The 15,748-nt window shown below is 64.8% G+C and carries 12 protein-coding genes; 5 read left to right on the top strand and 7 right to left on the bottom strand.

What is annotated here, in order from left to right; genetic code table 11:
• Positions 1-280 precede the first annotated feature (280 nt).
• Positions 281-1,921 (bottom strand): helix-turn-helix transcriptional regulator, encoded by a 1,641-nt coding sequence (locus LB565_RS01685; RefSeq protein WP_224581549.1) that lies wholly within the window; start codon positions 1,919-1,921, stop codon positions 281-283.
• Between the two features lie 235 nt (positions 1,922-2,156).
• On the opposite strand from LB565_RS01685, the gene LB565_RS01680 reads away from it, so the two are divergent.
• Positions 2,157-4,469, top strand: a complete 2,313-nt coding sequence (locus LB565_RS01680) for a glucose/quinate/shikimate family membrane-bound PQQ-dependent dehydrogenase (protein ID WP_224581448.1) — start codon at positions 2,157-2,159, stop codon at positions 4,467-4,469.
• Positions 4,470-4,488: 19 nt separating this feature from the next.
• Here LB565_RS01680 and LB565_RS01675 read toward each other — a convergent pair whose 3' ends face one another.
• Positions 4,489-4,923, bottom strand: coding sequence for a hypothetical protein (locus LB565_RS01675; protein WP_224581447.1), 435 nt, complete (start codon positions 4,921-4,923; stop codon positions 4,489-4,491).
• Between the two features lie 336 nt (positions 4,924-5,259).
• On the opposite strand from LB565_RS01675, the gene LB565_RS01670 reads away from it, so the two are divergent.
• Complete coding sequence (locus LB565_RS01670; protein ID WP_224581446.1) at positions 5,260-6,162, top strand: dienelactone hydrolase family protein; 903 nt, start codon at positions 5,260-5,262, stop codon at positions 6,160-6,162.
• A gap of 60 nt (positions 6,163-6,222) precedes the next feature.
• On the opposite strand, the gene LB565_RS01665 is transcribed toward LB565_RS01670, so the two are convergent.
• Complete coding sequence (locus tag LB565_RS01665) at positions 6,223-7,059, bottom strand: EamA family transporter (RefSeq protein ID WP_224581445.1); 837 nt, start codon at positions 7,057-7,059, stop codon at positions 6,223-6,225.
• 181 nt (positions 7,060-7,240) lie between these two features.
• Here LB565_RS01665 and LB565_RS01660 point away from each other — a divergent pair, with 181 nt between their 5' ends.
• Positions 7,241-7,717 (top strand): Lrp/AsnC family transcriptional regulator, encoded by a 477-nt coding sequence (locus LB565_RS01660; RefSeq protein ID WP_224581444.1) that lies wholly within the window; start codon positions 7,241-7,243, stop codon positions 7,715-7,717.
• Positions 7,718-7,722: 5 nt separating this feature from the next.
• Here the strand turns inward: LB565_RS01660 and LB565_RS01655 are convergent, their stop codons facing one another.
• Positions 7,723-7,920, bottom strand: a complete 198-nt coding sequence (locus tag LB565_RS01655; protein ID WP_224516364.1) for a hypothetical protein — start codon at positions 7,918-7,920, stop codon at positions 7,723-7,725.
• Positions 7,921-8,068: 148 nt separating this feature from the next.
• On the bottom strand, positions 8,069-8,554 hold the full coding sequence (locus LB565_RS01650) for a thioesterase family protein (protein ID WP_224581443.1): 486 nt from the start codon (positions 8,552-8,554) through the stop codon (positions 8,069-8,071).
• Positions 8,555-8,707: 153 nt separating this feature from the next.
• Here LB565_RS01650 and LB565_RS01645 point away from each other — a divergent pair, with 153 nt between their 5' ends.
• A complete protein-coding gene (locus LB565_RS01645) occupies positions 8,708-10,123 on the top strand; it encodes an FAD-binding oxidoreductase (RefSeq protein WP_224581442.1) in 1,416 nt (471 codons plus the stop codon).
• Positions 10,124-10,138: 15 nt separating this feature from the next.
• On the opposite strand, the gene LB565_RS01640 is transcribed toward LB565_RS01645, so the two are convergent.
• On the bottom strand, positions 10,139-11,107 hold the full coding sequence (locus LB565_RS01640) for a Dyp-type peroxidase (protein ID WP_224581441.1): 969 nt from the start codon (positions 11,105-11,107) through the stop codon (positions 10,139-10,141).
• Between the two features lie 194 nt (positions 11,108-11,301).
• On the opposite strand from LB565_RS01640, the gene LB565_RS01635 reads away from it, so the two are divergent.
• Positions 11,302-15,246 (top strand): AsmA family protein, encoded by a 3,945-nt coding sequence (locus tag LB565_RS01635; protein ID WP_224581440.1) that lies wholly within the window; start codon positions 11,302-11,304, stop codon positions 15,244-15,246.
• Between the two features lie 36 nt (positions 15,247-15,282).
• Here LB565_RS01635 and LB565_RS01630 read toward each other — a convergent pair whose 3' ends face one another.
• On the bottom strand, positions 15,283-15,711 hold the full coding sequence (locus LB565_RS01630; protein ID WP_224581439.1) for a MarR family winged helix-turn-helix transcriptional regulator: 429 nt from the start codon (positions 15,709-15,711) through the stop codon (positions 15,283-15,285).
• Positions 15,712-15,748: the final 37 nt, after the last annotated feature.

Raw genomic sequence — 15,748 nt, 5'->3', positions numbered from 1 at the left:
CCCGTGCCTTGCGGATTTGCCTGGTGAATTGAAATCGCTTCCGTTCGTCCGTTCATCTCTGTCTCCATCGGCTTCTTGCGCCATGGGAGAAGAGTAGCGAACCAGCCCGTCGACACGCTTCGGGGATAGGCCCCATGCGGCAAACGAAAAGTGATGGGGATTTCTCCCCACGGGGCTAGGAGTGCCTAAAGCACGCCGCTAGGAATGGATTCAGGCGACTCCAAGTCTTTGTTTCGATACCGTCGTTGCCTCAAACACTGCGCAATTTGGGCGACATGCGTTAGAGCAGGCCGTGCTGGAAGGCGTAGGCGGTCGCCGCGGCGCGCGAGTTGACTGCGAGCTTGTCGAAGATGTTGGAAACGTGACGGTCGACGGTCTTTTCGCTGAGGCCAAGTTCGACCGCTATCGTCCTGTTTGTCTTGCCGGTGGTGATATGGGTCAGCACCTCTATCTCGCGCCGCGTCAGGCCGTGCGCCGATGGCGTGATGGGCCTGGCCAATGCGTTGAGGCGATCGAGATCGGGCGCGGCGCCGAGCTCCACAAAAATCGAACGCGCGGCGTCGAATTCGAGTCCCGCGCCATCTTCGTCCACGAGCATACGGCAGGCCTGGCCGGCCAGCACGCGCAGCCGCGCCTCCAGATAGGGAGCGCCGGCACGTTGCCAGATCGCGAGCGCCGCGCGGAAGTGACCGAGCGCAGCCGCGGCACTGCCGTCGTGCATTTCGATTTCGCCTCTTGCCTGAGATGCGATCGCACCCAGTATCTCGGTCGCGAACCGGCTGGCGGTCGCTTCCAGCTCACGGCAGGCGTTGCAGGCCTCCTCGATCGCCCCGGCGGCGATTGCAATTTCGATCATCGCCGGAAGCAGGCGGGCACGGCTGAGCGGTGCTTCGGTGGTGGCGAGCACACGGCGCAGGGTCGCTGCGGCCTGCTCCGTGCGACCTTGCATCAGGCGCAGCAAGGCCATGCCCGGCTGCGGCTCGAGTCCTAGCCGGCTGGCATTCCGGTACATCTCCTCGGCGGCGGCGAATTCGCCGCGCAGGCGGTGGATTTCGGCTTCTTGATAGGCGGCGCCCCCGATCGTGTTGTCGCGAGCCGCCTTGGCAACAGGAGAAGATGCCGCACGGCGCGACTCCGCGATCGCCTCCGGCCAATTGCCGTTCATTTCCATGATCTCTGCCCGGTGCAGCATGCAGGCACCGTTGAATTGAACCAGTTGCGGCTGCGCTCCGCACCAGGCCGACAGCGCATCCGTCCATTCGCGGGAGCGATCGAGCGCATAGACCTGACGGCACTCGGCGATGAGATTGCAATAGACCAGCCCGGTGACTACCGGCGAGAGCTCGCCGCCGATGACGGGCAACATGGCTTCATCCAGAGAGGCGATGCCTTCCTCGACGCGCCCTTGCCGTATCAGGGCGCGACCGAGAACGCATCTGGCGAAAGCGACCAGGTCGATATCGCGACAGCGCTCGCCTATCGCAAGCGCCTGTCTTGCATGCGCAGCGGATGTTTCATCGCTGCCTGCCCGGAGATCTTTCTGTGCCGCCAGCAAGGCCAGATAGCCTTGTGTCGAGCATTCGCGACCAAAGCTCTCCACAAGGCGCTGCGCCCGCTGCAGCCACGCGGTTGCGCGGCCATGCTCGCCCAGTGCCAGAAGTCGGGAGCCATGGAAGCAGGCCCAATATGCCGCTCTGTCGTCACGGCCCGCATCGCTGTGCGCTTTGACCAGGCGTTCGGCTGCGGCAACGATATCGGGATCGCGATCAAGCATTCCAGCCGACCAGAACATGCGCTCCAGATCGTCTGTTCCCAACGCGGTGACTTCGTCCGCGGCCCGCAGCAACCCCAGCGCATCCGCCCAAGCCCGCCTCTCATAGGCGTCGCGGGCGCGTCGGAGCATTGTGGCAACGCTGTCCATCGACAAGACATAGCACCGGCCGACGGATTTCCGAAAGACCGTCCAGCATGCGCACCCGCTCACGCTCCGGCGAGCGGGATCGAACGGCGATTGCGCAGTGGGAGGACCGGCGCGCCATGAATTGACACGGCGCACAGGCCAACCGAAACTGCCGCTGCAGAACAGAATCGGAAGCATACTGGTTCCAGCTTTGTAGCGGGGATCTTTCTGCTGCGCATAACTGCGGGAGTCTTTCGTGGCCACCACCATCACCTCCCTCGTCCTCTTCCTCATCGGTCTCATTCTTGGCGGCGGCGGCATCTGGCTCATCGCGCTGGGCGGCAGTTGGTATTACCTGATCGCCGGCCTGGTTTTTCTGATCACCGCCTGGCTGCTTTTCAGGCGCAGGTCGACCTCGCTCTGGCTCTACGCGCTGTTCGTGCTCGCCACACTATGCTGGGCGGTGTGGGAAATCGGCTTCGACTGGTGGCAGCTCGCTCCGCGCGGCGGCGTCATCGTGCTCGTCGCTTTGTGGCTTTTGACGCCATGGGCAAGGCGAGGGCTGCGGGGGCCGGACGGACGCGCGCTGCTGATCCTGGCCGTGCTCGCCTCGCTTGCGGTCGCCGGCTATTCGATGACCGCCGATCCTTACGACATCGGCGGCACGCTCGGCACCGAAAAGGTGACGGCGACGGCCAATCTCGGCGGCGACATGCCGGCCGGCGAGTGGCACTTCTACGGTCGCACGCCTTTCGGCCAGCGCTATTCGCCGCTCGACCAGATCACGCCCGACAATGTCGCCAAGCTGCAGCCGACATGGACCTACCGCACCGGCGATGTGAAAGGCCCCGACGATATCGGCGAGACGACCTATCAGGTGACGCCGCTGAAGATCGGCGACGCGCTGTTCATCTGCACGCCGCATAATTTCGCCATCGCCATCGATGCCGCGAGCGGCAAGGAGAAGTGGCGCTACGACCCGAAGATCAAGCTCGACCCCAACCGCCAGCACCAGACCTGCCGGGGCGTGTCCTATTATGCCGACGCCAAGATCGCTGCCGGCCAGCCTTGCGCCGCGCGCATCTACCTGCCGACCTCCGACGCCCGGCTGATCGCGCTCGACGCCGCGAACGGGCAGGTGTGTCCGTCCTTCGCCGAAGGCGGCACGCTGAACCTGATGACCAACATGCCCTATCCGAAGTCGGGCTATTATTATTCGACATCGGCGCCGCTGATCGTCGGCGGCAAGATCATCGTCGGCGGCGCGGTCAACGACAATTACTCGACCGAGGAGCCGTCCGGCGTCATCCGCGCCTTCGACGTCGACACCGGCGCGCTGCTGTGGAACTGGGATTCGGGCAATCCGGATGTGACGACGCCGCTGCCCGCCGGGCAGACCTACACCCACAACTCGCCCAACATGTGGTCTACCGCGAGCGCCGACGAGAAGCTCGGGCTTGTCTACGTGCCGCTCGGCAACCAGACGCCGGACCAGCTCGGCATGGGCCGCAGCGCCAATGTCGAGAAGTTCTCGTCATCGATCACCGCGCTCGACCTCAACACCGGGCAATTGCGCTGGGTGCGGCAGACCGTGCATCACGATCTGTGGGACATGGACGTGCCGGCGCAGCCGTCGCTGGTCGACATCACCACGGCGAACGGCGTCGTGCCCGCGCTGGTCGGACCGACCAAGCAGGGCGATCTCTATGTGCTCGACCGGCGCACCGGCGAGCCGATCATCCCGGTGAAGGACGTGCCGGCGCCCGGCGGCGCGATCGAGGGCGATCGTGCCTCGCCGACGCAGCCGGCCTCGGACCTGTCCTTCAATCCGAAGCCGCTGACCGGCGCGGACATGTGGGGCATCACCATATTCGACCAGCTGGCGTGCCGGATCGAATTGAAGAAGTTGCGCTATGAGGGACGCTACACGCCGCCCTCGCTTCAGGGCTCGCTGATCTACCCCGGCAATTTCGGCGTCTTCAACTGGGGTGGCGTCGCGGTCGATCCGGTGCGGCAGGTGATGTTCGGCATGCCGACCTATCTCGCCTTCACCTCCAAGCTCATCCCGCGCGCGGACGTGCCGCCGCCGGGCGACACCAAGGGCAGCGAGCAGGGGCTGAACCGCAACGAAGGCGCGCCTTACGCGGTGGTGATGGGACCGTTCCTGTCGCCGCTCGGCATTCCCTGCCAGGCGCCGCCCTGGGGCTATGTCGCCGGCGTCGACCTCAAGACCGGGAACATCGCCTACAAGCACCGCAACGGCACCGTCTACGACATGACGCCGCTGCCCTTGCCCTTCAAGGTCGGCGTTCCAGGCATAGGCGGGCCGATGATCACGGCGGGCGGCGTCGCTTTCCTGGGCGCCGCGGTCGACGATTATCTGCGCGCTTACGACCTCACCACCGGCAGGCAGCTCTGGCAGGCGAGGCTTCCGGCGGGCGGTCAGTCGACGCCGATGACCTATACGGTGGCCGACGGCCGCCAGTTCGTCGTCATCGTCGCCGGCGGCCACGGCTCGGTCGGCACCAAGCCGGGTGATTATGTGATGGCCTACACGCTGCCCAAATAAGGCAGGGCGGCGTCAGGCTTCAAAGCCCGAGATGACCCCTCAGGCTCGGTACCTGGTCCAGCACCTGATTGGTCAGGTCAGGACCGGCGGCGGCTTCCGCCTGCTGGATCAGTGTCGTGCCGGCCTTCTGGATCTGCGCCATGTCGAGGCCGGACGCCTTGAGGGCAGCAACGCCGTTGATCAGCGCGCCGGCCTTTTCGCCGAGTACGCCGCCCAGCGCGCCCTGCAGCGACGACAAAAGGCCGCCGCCCGAATTGGCCGCGCCGGCGGCCATCACGTCATATTTCTGGGCCAGCGCATCGGCGCCGGGAATCTGGGCGAAGAAAGATGAAACGCTGGTGCCTTCCGCCTCGTGCTCGAGCACGGAAAAGATAGTGCCGACAACCTTCTCGGTGGTCGGCTCGTCGAGGCCGGCCTTCGAGGAAACGGCGTTGATGATATCCTGGACGTTCATAGCATTCCCCTTTTCGTCATTCGTATCGGTAGGGCGGCTGAGGCAACTTCGCGCCCTGATGTGACAGCATCATCAAGCCTTTCGGAAATGACCAAAATGTGATGGATCACGCCGGCTTGTCGGCGTGACAGCGGCCTGGCTCTACCAGAGCTTCCCCCGCAGGGTCGTCACCGGGGCGTGACTGGACCGTGCGATACTCGACCCTATCTTGCGGATCACCCGCCTAAAGCGCGCCACGTCGGACGTGTCGCGCTTTAGGGTGTTGCTTGATGCGTGTCGTTGTCCCAAAACCGCTGCGCACTTTTGGGCGACATGCACTAGACGTCGAGGACAACCATGACCAGCCCCGTTGCAAAGCCCGTCATCACGCAGCCTGTCATCACGCAGGCGATGATCGATGCCTATGATGAATACACGCATCTGACGCTCGACCGCCGCCGCTTCATGGAGCAATTGACGAAGCTGGCGGGCTCGGGCGCCGCGGCGGCCGCGATCGCGCCGATGCTGGCGGCCAACTCCGCCCAGGCGGCGATCGTCGCCGAGGATGACAGCCGCGTTAAGGGCGAGGACATCACCTATCCCGGCTCAGGTGGCGACATGAGGGGCTATCTGGTCAAGCCGGCCGATCAGCAGGGCAAGCTCGGCGCCGTCATCGTCATCCACGAGAATCGGGGGCTGAACCCGCATATCCGTGATGTCGCCCGGCGCGTGGCGCTGGAGGGGTTCGTCGCATTGGCACCGGACTTCCTGTCGCCGCTTGGCGGAACGCCTTCCGACGAAGACAAGGCGCGCGACATGTTCACCAAGCTGGATGCGGCCCGAGTCACCGCCGACGGCGTGGCGACGATCGCGTACCTCAAGGGCTTCAAGGACGGCAACGGCAAGGTCGGGGCGGTCGGCTTCTGCTGGGGCGGCGGGGCAGTGAACCAGCTTGCCGTCCATGCGCCCGATCTCAGCGCCGGCGTCGCCTATTACGGCATGCAGCCCAAGGCCGAGGACGCCGCGAAGATCAAGGCGCCGCTGCTGCTCCACTATGCCGGGTTGGACGAACGCACCAACGCCGGCATCGACGCCTACAAGAAGGCGCTCGACGCTGCGCATGTCGAATACAAGGTCTATGTCTATGACGGCGCCAACCACGCCTTCAACAACGACACCTCGGCCGCGCGTTATGACAAGAAGGCGGCCGATCTCGCATGGGGCCGGACGGTCGCTTTCCTGAAGGAGAAACTGGCCTAAGGCGTATTGATGTTCAGGTGAGCCCGGCCTGCAAACGGCCCCACCACAGCCGTCGGCAGATCATTCCTGCGCCGGCTTGTGGAAGGCCACCCCGGCGATGACCAGCGCAACGCCGATGCAGTCGGTGACGCTCGGTATCTGCCGCAGCACGATGATGCCGATCAGCGTTGCCGTGAGCGGCAAGAGCGAGAGCATCAGCGCGAAGCTCGCGCGCGGCAACCTCGCCATGGCGAGCTGGTCGCAGATATAGGGGATGACCGACGAGCAGACGCCGACGCCGATCGCAGCGGCGAGCAGTTGCGGCGACGAGAAGGCGGGCAGCGCCTCGCGAAAGCCTATGGGCAACACGACGAGGAATGCGACCGCCATGGCGGCGCCGAGGCCGGCGATGCCGAAGCCTGCCCGGGCGACGCGGTGACCGATCACGATGTAGCCGACGAAGAGGGCGCCATTCAAAAACGCCCAGGACAAACCGATGGGATCGCTCGACCATTTCACGTCGATGAGAAGCAAGGTGCCGGCCACGGCAATGGCGAGCGCGGCAAAGTTGCGCCGGCTGCGCAGGCCGACCAGCGCGACTGCGATCGTGCCGACGAATTCGATCGCCGCCACCAGCGAGATCGGCAGCCGGTCGAGCGCCAGGTAGAACGAGCAGTTCATCACCGCCAGGCAGGCGCCGAAGGCCAGCAACAGGAGCCGCTGAGCGCGATCGGCGCGGGCGAAAACGCGCCAGGGCCTGGTCAGGGGGGCGAAGACGAGGGCGGCGGTGGCGATGCGCAGCCAAGCCATGCCGAGCACGCCGACCTGAGCGAAAAGCAGCACGGCGAAGGCCGGCCCGAGATAATGGAACACGGCGCTGACGCAGAACCAGAGATGCGGCGGCAAGGCGTCGGCCATTGCAGCAAGTGTCGTAGGGCGGGCGAGGGCGGAGCGCGCATCGGTATCACCGATGGCCCGGTTTGCATTTGGAATTTGCGTTTGCGTTTTCATGCGAGCATTATCGCAGGCGAAATCTACTAACTATATGTGCAATGAACGGCTAGATGGCCCTTTCGCTTTGTGATGGGAGAGGTTCGGGTTGAAAAACCTTCGAAGTGAAATTGTCGGTCTGGACGCGATCGATCTGAAGCTCCTGCGGCTCCTGGAAAAGGACGCGCGCAGCAGCACGGCGGAACTGGCGCGCGCGGTCGGGCTGTCGGCGCCGAGCGTGGCGGAGCGCATCCGCAAGCTGCAGGAGAACGGTGTGATCCAGGCCTATACGGTCAGGATCAATCCGGCTGCTCTCGGTATGAAGCTGTCGGCATGGCTCAGGATCAGGCCGGTTCCTGGACAGCTTTCCGTGGTGGCGGACATCATCCGCGAGCTGCCGGAAATCGCGCAATGCGACCGGGTGACCGGCGAGGACTGCTTCATCGCGCTCGCCCATGTCGGCTCTATGAGCGAGCTCGAGCGCGTGATCGACCGGATCATTCCCTATGCGATGACAAACACCGCCATCATCCAGTCGTCACCGGTCGAGCCGCGCTCGCCGCTGGGCGGGTTCAGGCAGAAGTGACGGGCTCAGGCGTGGCCGCGCTTCACGCGCGCCTGCTTCAGAATCGCGCGCCAGCGGATCATGTCGAACGGGATAGGTTCGTTGTTGTTGGCGATGTGGAATATCTCGTTGTTGACGTTCTTCAGCGATCGCCAGAAATCATAGTCGGTGATGCGTGGATCGGCCGCCAGGCGCTCCACCTCGACCTTGATGTCGGTTTTCATGCACTATCCTCGTACCGCATTCCGCCAGCCGCCCCGTACGCAAACCCGGTACGGCGGGTTTTCGAACGCGCCACTGAGTCGTTCAACGGACTCAAATGACTTGTTCACGTTAAAACCTTGGTAAGGTTAACGCGGGCGTGCGGGTGCATCAAGCGCTCTTGCGCCTGATGCCGATCGAGCGACCGGCTCGCTCCGGCATCGGCAGCGTCGCATGGGCGGCGCGCATGGCCTCGACCTGGGCCATCACGTCGGCGGGGAAGGGAGCGACCTTTGGTCCCTCCATGTCGACATGCAGCGACAGCGATTCGGACGTCGCCGCCAGCCAGCCGTCGACATGACGGATTTCCTGGTAGGCGCGCAGGCGCTTCTCGTCATGGTCGATCAGCTGGAACGACACGTTCACCTTGTGGTCGAGGTGCAACTCCTGCACGTAGCAAACATGAACTTCGGCCGTGTAGATGGTGAGGCGCCGCTCCTTGGCGTAGTTCGGCCCCATGCCCATCAGTTCGAACGCCTGGTCCGAGCAGCGGTCGAACAGCACGTTATAGTAGGCCATGTTGAGATGGCCGTTATAGTCGATCCATTCCTTCTCGATCGCCATCGGGCCGGAAATGATCGGTGCGGGGATCGTCATTTTGGTTTTCCTCGATGGTCGCTGGACAAGGCGGACGGAAGGCTACGGTGAAGTCGGCAAGCCTAATCGCTTGGCACTTTCCTTAGGATTGCTTTAGGCATCATTCATAGCTGCACTACAAGCGCGGCCACTGGTCCATTCGCGGAGGAAATCATGGCTTTGAGCGACCTCAACCCCGTCGAACGCAATGAGGAAGGCATCGCCGCGGTGCTCGGCATCCTCAAGCAGCGCTTCGGCGAGCGCTTCCAAACCGGCGAAGCGATATGCGGCCAGCACGCGCACACCACCACCTATATCCCGACCCAGGCACCGGACGGCGTGGCTTTCGTCGAGACGGCCGCGGACGTGCAAGAGATCGTGCGCGCCTGCGCCGCCCACCGCGTGCCGGTGATCGCCTTCGGCGTCGGCTCATCGCTCGAGGGCCACACCAATGCGCCGGGTGGCGGCATTTCCGTCGATACGTCGCGCATGAACCGGATCCTCGCCGTCAACTCTCAGGATCTCGACTGCACGGTCGAGCCCGGCGTGACGCGCGAGGACCTCAACCGGCACCTGCGCGACACCGGTCTGTTCTTCCCTATCGATCCTGGCGCCAATGCGTCGCTGGGGGGCATGGCGGCGACCAGGGCTTCCGGCACCAACGCGGTGCGCTACGGCACGATGCGCGAAAACGTGCTGTCGCTGACCGCCGTCATGGCCGACGGCCAGACGGTGACGACCGGCAAGCGGGCGAAGAAAAGCTCGGCCGGCTACGACCTGACGCGGCTTCTGGTCGGGTCGGAAGGCACGCTCGGCGTCATCACCTCGCTGACGCTGAGGCTGCAGGGCATTCCGCAAGCGATCTCCGGCGGCGTCTGCCCGTTTCCGAGCCTCGAGGCCGCCTGCAACACGGTGATCGCGACCATTCAGATGGGCATACCGGTGGCGCGCATAGAGCTGGTCAACGCGCTGCAGATGCGGGCGATGAAGAACTATTCCAAGCTCGACTATCCGGAGAGCCCGTGCCTGTTCGTCGAGTTCCACGGCAGCGACGCGGGCGTCGCCGAACAGGCCGAAACGTTCGGCATGATTGCCGAGGAGAATGGAGGAGGACCGTTCCTGTGGACCAGCGTCGCCGAAGAGCGGACAAAACTCTGGAAGGCGCGGCACGACGCCTATTGGTCGTCGCTGACGCTGCGCCCCGGCGCCAAGGGGCTGTCAACGGACGTCTGCGTGCCGATCTCGCGGCTTGCCGAATGCGTCACGGAGACCGAGGCCGATATTGCCGAGATGGGGCTTGTCGCGCCGATCGTCGGCCATGCCGGCGACGGTAATTTCCATGTGCTGGTGCTGATGGATGTCGACAACCCGGCCGAGATCGCGCTTGCCGAGAAATTCGTCTCCAGGCTCAACATGCGCGCCATCGCCATGGAAGGCACCTGCACCGGCGAGCACGGCATCGGCCAGGGCAAGGTCGGCTTCCTGCGCCATGAACTCGACCATGGCGTCGATGTCATGCGTACGATCAAGCAGGCGCTCGATCCGCTCAACATCATGAATCCCGGCAAGATCCTGCCCGCGGCGGGCTGATCCGCCGGCCGCGGGCTATCCTCCCACGCCTTCGGCCAGCTTCTGCAGTATCGGCCGCGTCGGCGCGAAGAAGGCCGTGCCGGTATGCGGCGTGGAGAAATCGAGCAGCCGGTCGTAGGCGCCGGGCGGCTCGCCGACATACATGCGCTGCAGCATCTTTTCGATCACCCACAGATAACGCGTATAGCCGATGAAATAGGTTCCGAACTCGTTCTGCCCCGGACGGCCGAACGGCATGTTGTCGCGCAGGATGTCGTATTCATTGCCGGCGTCGTCCTCGATCGTGGCCAGCGATTTGTGCGATTTACGCGGCTTGTTGTCGTCAGCGATCTCGATGTTGTCGATCTTGGTGCGGCCGATGATCTCTTCCTGGACATGCGTCGGCGTCTCTTTCCAGGCCGTCATGTTGTGCAGGTACTTCTGCACGACGACATAGCTGCCGCCGGCAAAATCGCCGTCCTCGTCGCCGACCTGGGCCGAGGCGGGCAGGTCGAGGCCGGTCGGATTGGCGGTGCCGTCGACAAAGCCCAGGAGATCGCGCGCGTCGAAATAGCGAAAGCCGGAGACCTCGTCGGCGACGGTCACGCTGCCGGCCAGGTGGTCCAGCAGGATGCGCTCGAGCTCGAAGCACATGTCGGGCCGCTCTGCGCGGATGTGGAACAGGAGATCGCCCGGCGTCGAGGGCGCCGAATGCGCCGCTCCCTCGATCGGCGCGAAGGTTTTCAACTCGCGCGGCCGGCGGCCGGGCGACAGACGGTTCCAGAGCCCGGCGCCGATGCCGGCGATGCAGGACAGCCGGCCCGACAAGTCGCGGAAGCCGACATTCTTGACGAGATCGTCGAGCTCGCCCAGAACCGATGCGACATTCGAAAGCGCTGCCTCGTCGCTGCCGACCGTCACGACAAGGAAAATCGCAGCCGTCGACAACGGAGCGTCGACGCTCTGCGCGTCGATGGGCACTCTGTCCCAGTTCTTGCCTGACATCGGGAACGCTCCGTGTTGGGTTCAGATTTGTCGCCGCCAAGGACGTGACCGGAAGGACGGGAATCTGCAAAAGAGATATCGCGAGCGCGATCGGTCGCGCAACCGGAGAGATTGGCGGCGCCAGGCGCTGAATTGCCTCTTTATCGACACGCGGATGCGGGTAGAGTGCGGCTGACTTTCAACCCGGGAAACAGATGCTCGCCCGCCTGTTCGTGATCTTCGGTGGCCTGTTCGTGCTGGTGCTGTGCGCGGCGCTGGTGGTGCCGTATTTCATCGACTGGACGGGCTACCGGGGCGATTTCGAGCGTGAGGCGAGCGCCGTCCTCGGCCGCAAGGTGACGGTGAAGGGCGATGCGACAGCGCGGCTGCTGCCGTTTCCGTCGGTGACCTTCTCGAATGTCGAGGTCGCGGGGGGGCCGGAAGGCAAGCCGGCGATGACGGTCGAGACCTTTTCGATGGATGCGGAGCTCGCGCCATTCCTGCGCGGCGAAGTGCTGATCTTCGACATGAGGCTGGTACACCCGAAAGCCATCATCAATATCGCGGGCGACGGCACCGTCGACTGGACGCTCCGGCCGTCGACGCCCTTCAACCCCGGCCAGATCGCCATCGAGAAGCTGTCGGTAACCGAGGGGCAGATCGAACTTCGCCACGCAGCCGGCGGGCGCAGCCATCTGATCTCGGAGATCAACTCGACCATTTCGGCCAAGGCGCTCACCGGTCCATGGCGCATGGACGGAACGCTGCGCATCGACGGCCTGCGCGCCGACGTCTCGGCTTCAACCGGCAAGGTGGAACCGGACGGCCAGATGCGGCTCAGGCTGAAAGCCGATCCCGATGCGTATCCGCTGATTATCGAAGCGGACGGCAATGCCGGCATCGTCAAGGGCGCCGCGGTCTATTCCGGCCAGTTCAAGATCTCGGCCGCGGACAAAAACGGTGTCGACAGGAATTCGGTCGAGCTGCGCGGCAACGATGGCGAGCCGGTCAAGATCAGCACCGGCAAGCCCGATCCGGGCTTCCGGCTGAACGGCAAGTTCGCGCTCGACCACCAGAAGCTCAATGTCGATGAGTTCCGCTTCGAGACCGGGCCGCTCGACAATCCCTATACCGCCGACGGCAAAGCCTCGGTCGATCTCGGCCTGAAGCCGCATTTCTCGGTCGAGGCCAGCGGGGCGCAGGTGCAGTTCGACGAAGCTGTCGGCGGAGCCACCGGCTCAGGCTTTACGCTTGACCAGCGCATCGCGGCATTGGAGCAGACGCTGCAACACATGCCGAAGCCGACGATACCGGGCAGGGTCGAGGTAAGGCTGCCGGCAGTGGTAGCAGGCGACACGACAGTGCGCGACGTGCGGCTGTCGGCCGAGCCGGTCGAAGGGGGCTGGTCGGTCAAGTCGCTTGCCGCGACGCTGCCGGGCCGCACGACGCTCGAAGCCGACGGCATGTTGAGCGTTGAAGACCATTTCGGCTTCACCGGCTCGTTGCTGCTGGCCGTCGGACAGCCTTCCGGCTTTGCCGCCTGGCTGTCGAAGGATGTCGACGAGGCCATCCGCAGGCTGCCCGCGGCAGGCTTCAAGGCCAAGGTCGATCTCAGCGAGGACCGGCAGTCCTTCAGCGATCTCGAACTGATCCTCGGCAAGGCGAAATTTTCGGGCAGCATCGAGTCCAGCCAGCCGGACGGCGCCAGGCCATCGGTGCTGATGCGGCTGACGGGCGGCGAGATGGATCTGGACGGGCTCGCGGCCTTCGCCTCGATTTTCATCAGCGATAAGGGCGCCAATCGCTTTTCGGATCGCGATCTCGATTTCCAGATCAAGGCGGGTCCGGTCAGCGCAGGCGGGTTCAGCGCCGACAGTGTCGATACGGCGCTGCGGCTGCGCGAGGGGCTGCTCGAGATCGACCGGCTTTCGCTCGGCGGCCTGGCCGGCGCCTCGATCAGCGCCACGGGCCGGATCAAGGACTTTCCGCAGAGCCCGACAGGCAAGCTCAACGCTTCCGTGGTGGCGGTGGACCTCAAGCCGCTGATCGATGTCGCGGCCCAGCACTATCCCGGCAATGGCGTGCTCAAAGGCCTGGCCAGCCGTGCGGCGGCCTATCCCGAACTGTTCCAGGACGCGCGCATCGATCTCTTGACCAGCGCCGCCGACAATGGCGACGGCACCACCGGCCTGGCACTTTCAGCCCAGGGCAAGACCGGCGGCTCGGCCTTCTCGGCCTCACTTTCCGGCAAGGGAACCGCGGACAAGCTCTCCGAAGCGCCGGTATCGATCACCTTCAACGCCCGCAATGACAATGCCGCAACGCTGCTTGCGCTTTACGGCCTGCCGGCGCTGCCGCTCGGCATGCTCGGCCACGCCAGCACCGACGTCTCGGCGAAGGGCTCGGTCGCCGGCGGTCTTGCGACCAGCTTCAACCTGACGGCCGACGACTTCAGGGCAAGCTTCGACGGAACCGTCGCCGAGACGGCGCAAGGCGCCACCGCCAAGGGCAAGGTCAATCTTAGTGCCGCCGATATCGAGCCTTGGCTGATGACGACGGGGGTGGGCTTGCCCGGCATGGGAACGGGGACATCGACGTCGCTGGCGGCCGATGCCGATTTCGGCAACGGGCTGCTGGTGCTGAGCGGCCTCACCGGTTCGATCAACAAGGCGGCGGTGTCAGGCGACGTCAACATCGACGCCAAGGACGGGCTGCCGCATCTTGCGGGAGCGCTGGCGCTCGACGAGCTCGACCTCGATCCGCTGGCGGTCTCGCTCTTCGGCGACCAGTCCTTCGCGCCCGCCAAGGGCGGATGGCCGACGACGCCGTTCAGCCAGAAGTCAACCTTGCCATTCAACGCAGACCTCGATCTCAACACATCGGCGCTCGCCGTCGGCTCCTTCGCCACGGCGCATGACGCTTCATTCTCGCTGAAGCTCGATCGCGAAGGCATCCACGTCTCGGACCTCAAGGCGAAGCTTTACGGCGGCGATCTGACGGGCCTGTTCGATCTGAAGAACACGGAGGGCACCGGCCTGTTCTCCGGCCAGATGAGGCTCGCCGGCAGCGATCTTTCCGCGGTCCTGCCGGGCGCCGGCATCGGCGGCAGCGGCGATCTCTCGGCGGCCTTGTCGACCGGCGGCAAATCGGTCGATGCCATGATTGCGGCCCTCTCCGGATCCGGCACCGCGGCGCTGAAGGGATTGAAGGTGGACGGCATCAATCCGGACGGCTTTGGCGCCATCCTCGCCAAGGCCGATGCGATCGGACGCGATATCGACACGGCCAAGACGGCGGAGTTCGCGCCGCAGATCGCAGGCGACGGCAGCTTTGCCGCCGGTGACACCGATGTGGCCTTCACCGTCGCCAACGGTACGCTGCGGGCGCCGCCGATCAGTCTCGACAATCCAGGGGCGACCTTGTCCGCCGACGTGACCGCCGATCTCAACACGAGCACCGTCATGGCAAAGGGGACATTGACCTACCGTCCCGGCGACGAGGCGCTGGTCGGTTCCGAACCCGCCGTCAATTTCAGCCTGACCGGTCCGCTTGGCGCGACCGCGCCGCAATTCGACACCGGTCCGCTGGCGCAGTTCCTGACGCAGCGTGCCTTAGAGAAGGAACAGCAGCGGGTCGAAGCGATGCAGGCGGCGCTGCTCGAAAAGCAGCGGCTGCGGCGCGAGGTGCGCTATTACACGGCGCTGCAGACGGAGCGCGACAAGGCGGCCGAGGAGTTGCGCCGGCAAGAGGAAGAGGCGCGGCAGAAGGCAGAGGCGGAAGCCAAGGCGAAGGCCGAGGCTGAAGCGCAGGCACAGGCGGAAGCCGAGGCAAAAGCCAAGGCCGACGAAGAGGCGAGGGCGAAGGCGGAAGCCGACGCCAAGGCGCAGGCCGAAGCGGACGCCAAGGCAAAGGCTGATGCGCAGGCGAAGGCCGAGGCCGAGCAGCGGGCCGCGGACGAGGCGGCCAAGGCGCAGGCCGAGGCCGATCGCAAGAAGGCGGAGCAGGCGAAGCTGGAAGCAGCGCGCAAGGCGGCCGAGCAAACGCCGAAGCCCGATCGCTCGCTACCCGGCGTCAATGACGGTTCGGCGCCGGCGCCGGCGAAGCCCAAGGCCAATCCGTTCACGATCGATAATCTGTTGAAGTCGCTCGACGGCGGTTGAGCTTCTCGTCATACGTAGCGAGATCAGCCACTGCGCCTAGGATTCTTCCTGGCGCGAGAGCAGACGCCGCAGCATCGGCTCGATGCGCGAAAGCTCGTCAAGATGCGTAGCCGACAAGTCGGCCAGGCGATCGTCGGCCAAAGGGGTGAGCTGCAGCAAGACGCGGCGGTGATCGCTCTTGTCCTGATCGCGTGTTACCAGACCTGCTTCGGCAAGGCGGTTCACCAGTTCCACGGCGCTGTGATGGCGGATGCGCAGTCGCTCGGCAAGATCGCCCACCGCCACCGGTCCGCCGCCTGGAAATCCCTTGATCGCCAGCAGCGCCTGGTGCTGGCGTGGCGTGAGGCCCGCTTCATTGGCCTGAACTTGGCTGAATTCGAGGAAGCGGCGGATCAGATAACGGAACTGCGACAACCGTTGGTAGTCGGCCTGGCTGATTGCGGGACGTGGTTTCGGCGGCGTCATTCCCCGACTTATGGTCCTTTCCCGTAAAAGCTCAACA

Source organism: Mesorhizobium sp. CA14, from assembly GCF_020165195.1.
Classification (GTDB): Bacteria; Pseudomonadota; Alphaproteobacteria; order Rhizobiales; family Rhizobiaceae; genus Mesorhizobium.
The sequence above is the reverse complement of the archived record's forward strand: the minus strand, read 5'-3'. Positions and strand labels throughout refer to the sequence as shown.

Coding starts and splice junctions, on each gene's coding strand:
- LB565_RS01685 (WP_224581549.1), bottom strand. CDS start 1,921: ATGGACAGCGTTGCCACAATGCTCCGACGCGCCCGCGACGCCTATGAG.
- LB565_RS01675 (WP_224581447.1), bottom strand. CDS start 4,923: ATGAACGTCCAGGATATCATCAACGCCGTTTCCTCGAAGGCCGGCCTC.
- LB565_RS01670 (WP_224581446.1), top strand. CDS start 5,260: ATGACCAGCCCCGTTGCAAAGCCCGTCATCACGCAGCCTGTCATCACG.
- LB565_RS01665 (WP_224581445.1), bottom strand. CDS start 7,059: ATGGCCGACGCCTTGCCGCCGCATCTCTGGTTCTGCGTCAGCGCCGTG.
- LB565_RS01655 (WP_224516364.1), bottom strand. CDS start 7,920: ATGAAAACCGACATCAAGGTCGAGGTGGAGCGCCTGGCGGCCGATCCA.
- LB565_RS01650 (WP_224581443.1), bottom strand. CDS start 8,554: ATGACGATCCCCGCACCGATCATTTCCGGCCCGATGGCGATCGAGAAG.
- LB565_RS01645 (WP_224581442.1), top strand. CDS start 8,708: ATGGCTTTGAGCGACCTCAACCCCGTCGAACGCAATGAGGAAGGCATC.
- LB565_RS01640 (WP_224581441.1), bottom strand. CDS start 11,107: ATGTCAGGCAAGAACTGGGACAGAGTGCCCATCGACGCGCAGAGCGTC.
- LB565_RS01635 (WP_224581440.1), top strand. CDS start 11,302: ATGCTCGCCCGCCTGTTCGTGATCTTCGGTGGCCTGTTCGTGCTGGTG.
- LB565_RS01630 (WP_224581439.1), bottom strand. CDS start 15,711: ATGACGCCGCCGAAACCACGTCCCGCAATCAGCCAGGCCGACTACCAA.